Origin of the sequence: Vibrio sp. 10N.222.48.A3, from assembly GCF_041475345.1 — a bacterium.
Lineage (GTDB): Bacteria > Pseudomonadota > Gammaproteobacteria > Enterobacterales > Vibrionaceae > Vibrio > Vibrio tasmaniensis_A.
This window is the reverse complement of record NZ_JBFRVX010000281.1, coordinates 1-9691: the sequence shown is the minus strand read 5'-3', so window position 1 is coordinate 9691 and position 9691 is coordinate 1. Positions and strand designations below refer to the sequence as shown.

Genomic DNA, 9691 nt, shown 5'->3' with positions numbered 1-9691 from the left:
GACTTGGTGATTGCTTCAGACAACTTCGAGTCTGGCTCGAACGGCTGGAATACAGGCACTGAAAGCTCACAAGGCTTCGAATCAGGAGACATGCTAGGTCGTATTGGTGGCACTGGTGGCGATGAAGCAGTCAGCAAAACTTACGACATTCCAAGTGATGTGAGCGAAGTTAATATTTCGTTTAGCTTCTATGAAATTGATTCTTGGGATGGTGAGTCATTCCAAATCTTTGTCGGCGGCGAAGAGCTTACTTCGTTAGACAACTCGGCGTTCCAAACTCAAGATGGCACGACAACGTTGTACGATTCAGCTGGCAATGAAGTGGGTGAAGTCGTTCACGGCGTATCGCAAGGTGAGGGTTTCAGTGGTTGGAATGACCAAGCGCACCAAATAAACCTAACGGTACCAGTTGAAGATGGCCAACTTGAACTTGGCTTCGGTTCAACTTTGAACCAAGGTGTGAGTGATGAGTCGTTTGGCATCGATAACATTGAAATCACAGTGTCTGATGCGGATTACCAAATTATTGGTACCGAAGATACGCCAGTACCACTGGATATTGATGCGGCGCTAACCGATACCGATGGTTCAGAAAATCTCGCTATCTTGATTGAAGATGTACCAGAGGGAAGTTCGCTTTCTGCAGGTACCGATAATGGTGATGGCACATGGTCATTGCAACCAGGTGAGCTAGAAGGGCTAGAGTTTATCCCTTCAGGTGACTTCAATGGTGATGTGGTTCTAACCGTGAATGCGACATCGACTGATGTTGATACGGGCACCACCGCAACGGCAACGCAAGATGTGACGATTCATATCTCTCCAGCGAACGATGCTCCAGAAGTTGATGGTGATATCAGTGCCGTTACAGCCGAAGATAACAGCATCACGCTAACTCAAGAACAGTTGCTAGAGCACGCTGTCGACATTAATGGTGATGATCTATCCGCAATCAACCTAACCACCAATGATGAAAATGCGACCGTTCAAATGAACGACGATGGCAGTTTCACCATTACACCGAGTGAAAACTTCAACGGTAATATCGAATTTAGTTACGATGTCACCGATGGGGAAGAGATGGTCGCTGCTGGCCTAGACTTGACGGTAACACCAGTCAATGACGCGCCAGAGCCACAAGACCAAGCATTCACTATTGGTGAAGATGGGGTTCTTAACTTCACTGACGCTGACCTGTTAACAGGTGCAACGGATGTTGAAGGTGATGACCTGACGGTAGAAGGTGTGACATACACGGGTGCTGATGGTGTTCTTACTGATAATGGCGACGGAAGCTACAGCTTTGCGCCAAACGAGAACTTCAATGGTGATGTGAACTTCAGCTTTGATGTGTCAGATGGCACAGATACGGTTCAAGCCAACATTGATGTGAGTGTGACGCCAGAGAACGATCCACCAGTGGCGGGTGGTACGTCTTACACTGTGCATGAAGACAACTCAATCACGATCAGTAACGAACAGCTATTAGCCAACTCTTCAGACATTGAAGGTGAGGTTGCGATTGATAGCGTGGCTTACACTGGCAGTGACGGTGTGTTCGAAGACAACGGTGACGGCACTTACACCTTCTCACCAAACGAGAACTTCAATGGTGATGTGAGCTTAGCGGTTGTTGTTACCGATGAAGAAGGAGCAACAGAAGCGGCCACAGCTGGAATTACCGTACTTGAGGTGAACGATCCGCCAATCGCAGGTTCTACCAGCTACTCAGTGAACGAAGATGAAATTATCACCATCAGTGCAGAGCAACTGTTGGCGAACTCTTCTGATATTGAAGGTGAAGTAGCGATTGATAGCGTGAACTACACAGGCGCTGACGGCATCTTTACTGACAATGGCGATGGAACATTCAGCTTTGCACCGAACGCAAACTTCGACGGCGATGTTAGCCTCGATGTGGTGGTGACCGATGAGGATGGTGCAACGACGGCCACGACGGCAAGCATTGATGTTCTTCCAATTAACGATCCACCAGTATCGGGTGACTTGGCATACAGCATTGATGAAGATGGTTCCATTACTCTGACTCAAGAGCAGTTGCTATCTCAAGCATCTGATGTGGATGGCGATGACCTAACCGCAAGCAACTTAAGCGCAGGTGATAATGCAACCGTTGTTGATAATGGCGATGGCACCTTTACGGTAACGCCAGATGCGAACTTCAATGGCGATATCGACCTAAGCTTTGATATTTCGGACGGCACTGAGTCGATTGTGGCGAACGCCGATCTGACGGTAAACCCTGTTAATGACCTGCCAACTAACGACGATGTTTATGCGAACGTTGATGAAGATAATGTCATCACTATCACGCAGGAGCAGTTACTTGCGAATGCCGCTGATATTGAGGGCGATGACCTTGTCGCTTCCGACTTAACCTTAGTGGGTGACGATGCAACGATTGTCGATAACGGCGATGGCACGTTCTCAATCACTCCAAGCGAAAACTTCAATGGCTACATCGATGTTGCCTACAGCATCAGCGATGGCGACACACCAATTGCCGCTAACTTAGGCTTGACCGTTGACCCAGTGAACGACGCGCCAATTGTTTCTGCTGATGTGGCGATAACCATTGAAGAAGACGGTTCATACACCATTACTCAAGAAGAGCTCCTACAATTCGCGACTGACATTGAAGACGATGACATGACCGCAATTATCGGAGAGCAAGGCGATGAAACGACCGTTACCGGTACTGTGTTGGATGCTGAAACTGGCAATCCAATCGCAGGTGCGGATGTCACGCTAACCGACAACGTAGGTCATTCTTACACGGCGGTGACGGATCAATCCGGTAACTACTCTGTGAGCGGTCCTGTTGTTGACCAAGGTACCGTTACTATTGAACAAGAAGGCTCTATTACTAGCAGCTTCCTAGTTCCAGCTGGTGAAGATACCAACGGTGGCGTAACTGCAATATCTGAAGTACTTGAAGAAACCGATATGCGTATCGTGGTCACATGGGGTGAAAGCCCACGTGATATGGACAACCATCTATGGCTCTACGATACAGAAAATGGCAACGAGCTAGACCATATTTACTATCGCGACATGAGCCATGATTTGGGTGAAGGTAATGTCGTTCAGCAAGATGTAGATGACACGAATGGTGGTGGTCCTGAAACCATCACTATTCCAAATTATCAAGATGCTGATATGCACTATTCAGTACACAACTACACCAGCAGAAGTTGGGATGTGGATGGTGTTGAAGATGTACAGGTTCAGGTGTTTGTTGGCGATACATTGGTTGAAACCTTTAGTCCGGACTTATCTGAAAACCCATCGGGTGACCACTGGCATGTATTCGATATCGTGAACGGCGTTATTGTTCCAAGCCAAGACGTAGGCACTCAAAATGCATTCGACTTGCCAACGGCAGAAGAAGCGCTCGCGAATGAAAACAGCATTGATATCTCTGAATTGCTAACCGGCGATGAAGGTGATGATTCTGGTGAGACGGGTGGTAATGAACCAAGTGTTGGAGATGTTTCAATTGAGAACGCTCTTATCACTGATAATGGTGACGGCACTTACACCATTACTCCGGAAGAGAACTTCAACGGTGAATTCTCCATTAGCTACAACGTGGACGATGGCAACGGAGGGGTTACACCTGCGGAACTTGACGTTACCGTAACAGCAGTTAATGACCTTTCGGTTATTTACGACCATGACTACACCATCAATGAAGATGGCTCATTAACCTTCACTGATGAGCAGTTACTCGCTGGTGCAACGGATATCGATGGCGACGACCTTTCTGTTGAATCTGTTAACTACGAAGGCACCGAAGGTGTGTTTACGGATAACGGCGATGGTACTTACACCTTTGCTCCAAACGAGAACTTCAATGGCAGTGTCGACCTAACTTACGATGTTAGTGATGGTACGGATGTTGTATCGGCGAATATTGATGTTCAAGTTGTGCCAATTAATGACGTACCGGTTGCCGGAACTACCGCTTACACTGTTGAAGAAGATGGCAGCATTACCCTAAGCGATGCGCAACTTCTGGCGAACAGCTCAGATGTTGAAGGGGAAGTGTTTGTTAGCGATGTCAGCTACAGCGGCACAGATGGTGTGTTCACTGATAATGGTGATGGTACTTACACCTTCTCGCCAAACGAAAACTTTAACGGTGACATCAGTCTTGATGTCTCTGTTATGGATGAAGATGGCGCAACCGCTGAAACAACCGCAGGTATCGACGTCATTGCTGTTAATGACTTGCCGGTTGCAGGTTCAACGACCTACAGCGTTGACGAAGATAACGTGATTACCGTCTCTGAAGCACAGCTTCTTGCGAACAGCTCAGACATTGAAGGTGATGTATCCGTTAGCGACGTTTCCTACTCAGGCGCAGACGGTATCTTTACTGACAATGGTGATGGTACTTACAGCTTCGCACCAAATGAAAACTTTAACGGCAATGTCAGCCTAGATGTCACCGTTGCTGATGAAGAGGGTGCAACGGCTGAAACCACTGCGGGTATTGAAGTTATCGCGGTTAACGACGCGCCAGTGTCAAGTGACTTGGCTTATTCAGTGGATGAAGATGGTTCAATCACGTTAAGCCAAGAGCAGCTACTTGCTCAAGCATCGGATGTGGACGGCGATGATCTTACCGCGGCGAACCTAACCGTAGGTGATAACGCGACCGTTACGGCAAACGATGATGGTTCATTTACTATCACACCGGATGCCGACTTTAATGGCGACATTGATCTAAGCTTCGACCTTTCTGATGGTACTGAAACGGTTGTGGCAACGGCCGAGCTTACTGTGAATCCAGTAAATGACATCGCGGTTGTAGAAGATGTCGCTTACACCATTGAAGAAGATGGTTCACTTACCTTTACAGACGAGCAACTGCTAGCGGGTGCTTCTGATATTGATGGTGATGAGCTTTCAGTTGCTGATGTGTCTTACACTGGCGCAGAGGGTGTGTTTACCGACAATGGCGATGGCACTTACACCTTTGCTCCAAACGAAAACTTCAACGGTGAAGTAAGTCTGGACTTCTCAGTATCTGACGGTACAGAGACGGTTGATGCAAATATCGACGTAACGGTAACAGACGTTAACGATGCACCAGTGGCAGGCACAACGTCTTACCAAATGAACGAAGATGGCACTATCACATTGAGCCCTGAGCAGTTGATTGCTAATAGCTCCGATGTGGACGGTGAAGTGTCGCTTGATAGCGTGAGTTACTCAGGTGCAGACGGTATCTTGGTTCAAAATGAAGATGGTTCGGTAACGTTCGCACCAAACGAAAACTTTAACGGCGACATCAACCTTGATGTGACGGTTATTGATGACGACGGTGCGACGGCTCAGACTACCGCTGGTATTGAAGTCATTGCTGTTAATGACGCACCAGTGGCCGGAAACGTGGCTTACTCGGTTGATGAAGATGGTTCAATTACGCTATCTCAAGAGCAGTTGCTGGCTAACGCATCCGATGTTGATGGTGATGCACTGACCGCAAGCAACCTATCTGCAGGTGACAATGCGACCGTAACAGCGAACGATGATGGTTCATTTACTATCACTCCGGATGCTGACTTCAACGGCGACATAGACCTAAGCTTCGATGTTTCAGACGGTATCGAGACAGTCCAAGCTGGCGTCGACCTAACCGTTAACCCAGTGAACGACTTACCAACGGCTGCTGACCAGAGCTTTACCGTTGAGGAAGATGGTACGTTAACCTTCACTGACGCTGACCTATTAGCAGGCGCTGCGGATATTGATGGTGATGACCTATCTATCACGGATGTGTCTTACACGGGCGCAGAGGGTGTGTTCACTGACAACGGTGATGGCACTTACAGCTTTGCTCCAAACGAGAACTTCAATGGCGATGTAAACCTTGGCTTCACAGTGTCTGATGGCACTGAGACAGTCGATGCCAATATTGGTGTGACGGTAACGGATGTTAACGATGCGCCGGTAGCGGGTTCTACGTCTTACCAAATGAACGAAGATGGCACGATTACTATTAGCCCTGAGCAGTTGATTGCTAATAGCTCTGACGTTGATGGTGAAGTGTCGCTTGAAAGCGTGACTTACTCAGGCTCTGACGGCACCTTGGTTCAAAACGATAATGGGTCTGTGACCTTCACGCCAAACGAGAACTTTAATGGTGATATCAGCCTAGATGTGGTTGTAACCGACGATGACGGTGCAACTGCAACAACAACGGCAGGAATCGAAGTTCTGGCTGTGAACGATGGACCTGAATCTGAGGATGTGAAACTAACCACAGCCGAAGACAGCACCATCCTTATCACACAAGACATGTTGTTAGCTCAAGCTACCGACATCGATAACACCGCAGATGAGCTGTCAGCTTCGGGTCTACAAATCGACCCTAGCTTAGGTGAGTTGCTAGACAACGAAGATGGTACTTGGTCATTTACACCAAACGAAAACTTCAATGGCGATGTGCCAATGACGTTTAACGTTAGCGATGGCCAAGAGACAATCTCAGTCGACGGCAACATCGATGTCACGCCAGTGAACGATGCACCTGAAGCACCAATGATTGAGATGCAAGGCGAAGAAGATGTAGTCATGGTGATTGACCCGGCTTACATCGCGGATCAAGTCACAGACCTTGATGGTGATGAGATCAGCATCGAAAGCATCACGGTTCGTGCTCCAGCCAATGCAACCTTAACTCAGCAACCAGACGGCATGTATCACTTAGTGACTACGCAAGACTTCAATGGCTTAGTAGAACTGGGTTATCAGGCAACTGATGGTGAAGAAGTGGTTGATGGGTCGCTGAATGTGGATGTCATTCCTGTTAACGACGCACCGTTTAACGTCGGTAACGCAATGATGACCACAAACGAAGATGGCGCGTTCACCTTCGATGCTGGCGACTTGATGAACCTGTTCGGTGACATTGATACCGCTGACCTTGTTGTTTCACGCATTATTACCGCAGACGGTGAAGATGGTGGTGAAGTAACAGACAACGGTGATGGTACTTGGACATTCACACCAACAGGCGACTTTGCAGGCGTCTCTGACCTACAAGTTGTCGTGAGTGATGGTGAATTCGAAACGGTTCTCGATGTTCCAGTGTACGTACGTCCTGTCGCAGATGGCGCGGTTATTTCAACTGACCATGACGGTCCATTAGTGTTCGGTGAAGATGAAACGGGTCACTTGGGACTGAACGTTGGACTAGTCGATGATTCAGAAACGCTAAGTAACCTAGTGATGACAGGTTTCCCTGTTGGATTCGAGGTAACCGATGGTGTGAATACCGTGATGATCACTGAGCCGGGTCAATACATCGACCTGTTCGACTGGGATATCTCAAACATTCAAATGACGCCGCCTGAAGACTTCCATGGTGAGTTCTTCGTAACCGTAAGCGCAACAACGGTTGATTACGGAGATGAGCCAGAAGCGTTTGAAGATGGCATCGATTCTGGTGACTTCGAAACCGTGGCGGGTGATTCCATCATCCTAACCGCTGATGACCTAATCGGATTAGCTGAGAATGTGGATGCTGACAGCGACGATGAAGTGAAACTGGTTCATCTTGCTGACCGCAGCCAAGGTGAGATTGTCGATAATGGCGATGGCACTTGGACGTTCACACCAGCACCAGGCTTCACTGGCGAAGCAGACATTGCTTACGTAGTTGATAAAGATGGCGTGCTTCATGATGAGCAAACTGGCGTAGTCGTGAAAGAAGGCGACTCGCAAGAGAATGCAGCACCAGAAGTTAACAGCATCACGACGACGGAAATCGCGGCGGATGCAACCTTGTCGTTCACTGATGAAGACATGTTAGCGAACCTGACCGATGCAGAAGGCGATAGCTTGAGCATTGAGTCAGTGAGCTTGATGGAAGGTCAAGGCGTAATTGAGAGCGATAACCAAGGTAACTATCAATTCACACCTGCTGAAGACTACACCGGCGATGTTCAAGTTGGGTTTATAGCGACTGATGGCGAAAATCGCATCGAAAGCTTCTTCAATGTGGATATTCAAGGTGGCGATGAAGCAGCGGCGAGTGAAGGTTATGACTTAGCTGATGATGGTTCACTAACTATCACCGAGTCACAGCTGGTGGATGAGTTAGGCGTGAGCGATTCTGCACAAGTTGTTGATGTTGCAGACGCGAACGATGCAGGCTTCTTTGCTGAATCTGGCGAAGGTGAGTGGACTTACTGGCCAAACGAAGACTTTGACGGCAACTTAGCGATGAATGTCGACGTTAACGATGGTGGTGAGGTGTCGAGCCATAGCTTAAGTATCCAAGTAGCCGATGACTCAGCACAGAGTGATGAACCACAAGCACAAGCCGCTCAAGCAACGGAAGAGCAGCAAGTGGAAGTCGCACTACAAGCTGATGACCAAGCTCAGGATGCTGAAATTGAAGACAGCGTGGCTGATGTAACGGCGGCTCCGGGCGATACTATCTCTATCTCGATTCCAGATGAGGTGAGTGGTAACGAATCGGTTGATTATGCTGAAATGTCGGGCTTACCTGAGGGATCTACTGTGAGTAACGCATTGGATAACGGTGATGGTAGTTTCACAATCAGCGGCAACTTAGAGCAGTCTGTATCGGTTGAACTTCCTGAGGGTTACGAAGGTACTAGCGAGATCCAATTCCAAGGTTATGACGAATTGGGTAGCTCAATAGACGGTGCAAGCGGCTCTGTGGACGTTGAAGTCGATGATCAATACACCATGCAAGGTTCTACTCAAGAGCAGCAACCAGACATGGCGGGTATGGAATCCGGCGGTAGCGATTGGACAAGTTCTGGTGGTCAAGATCAAGGTGTTGACTTCACGGACGACTCTGGAAGCTTCGATTCAGATTCTCAAACTGGAACCGATCAAGGCAACGACTTCGACCAAAGCTCGATTTAATCGAGAGGGCTTGGTTTTAGTCTGAACCGACATTTAGTCTAAACCGACAAGTAGGCAGGGCAGCGTGATGTTGCCCTCGTTAAAGCCATGCAGCGTCGCCTTTGCGTGGCTTTTTTATTTGTTTTTGTCTCGCTAAATAAACTTGAGAACAGATAAAAATGTCCTTAATTATTAGAAGAGTTAATTAAAAGGAGGGACGACATGTATCGATATGTCAGTTCGCCACAAGCGTCGAAATACATCGTACCACCACCTCAACATCGTGAGTTGTCGAGTGTGGATGTTCCTGAGTCTGAATTGGAGATGCGAGAAATTCTAAATAATTGGTTTGCCGATGGTTTGGCTCCCATTATTCAAAGTGATGACGATTACATTGCGGCAAGCGACCAAGTTCGATTTGAGAAACTTAGCCGCACGGTTGGCATGTTATTGAGGAACAAAGACTATTACTTTGCCACTAAGCGTATCCTATCTTTGTGGGAACAAGATTGCCTTGAAACCACCTATGTTAATTACCTCATTCTACGCAGCGAAAGAGCCACTTCGTTAAGGTGATTAAACGCAGCCTGGGTTCGCTGACTATGATTGCTTGTTTTGAGCGCTTATGATGACTCAAGTTTGCTAAGAAAGTAGGCAAACAAAAAGGGCAAGCTTTGAGGCTCACCCTTAAGGTTCTTTCTTTACTTAACGTTACAGTTTTTACTGACCGTTATTTTCACCTAATTCTATACAGGTGCGACTTAGACCCAACCATCAA

Annotated in this window: 2 protein-coding genes; both read left to right on the top strand. The window is 47.7% G+C overall.

Features of this window, described 5'->3' with window-relative positions; translation table 11 throughout:
* The coding region (locus AB4653_RS09185) for a tandem-95 repeat protein (RefSeq protein ID WP_372103926.1) at positions 1-8934 on the top strand (8934 nt) is incomplete at its 5' end.
* Positions 8935-9135: 201 nt separating this feature from the next.
* Positions 9136-9489, top strand: a complete 354-nt coding sequence (locus AB4653_RS09180; protein WP_012600731.1) for a hypothetical protein — start codon at positions 9136-9138, stop codon at positions 9487-9489.
* Positions 9490-9691 lie beyond the last annotated feature (202 nt).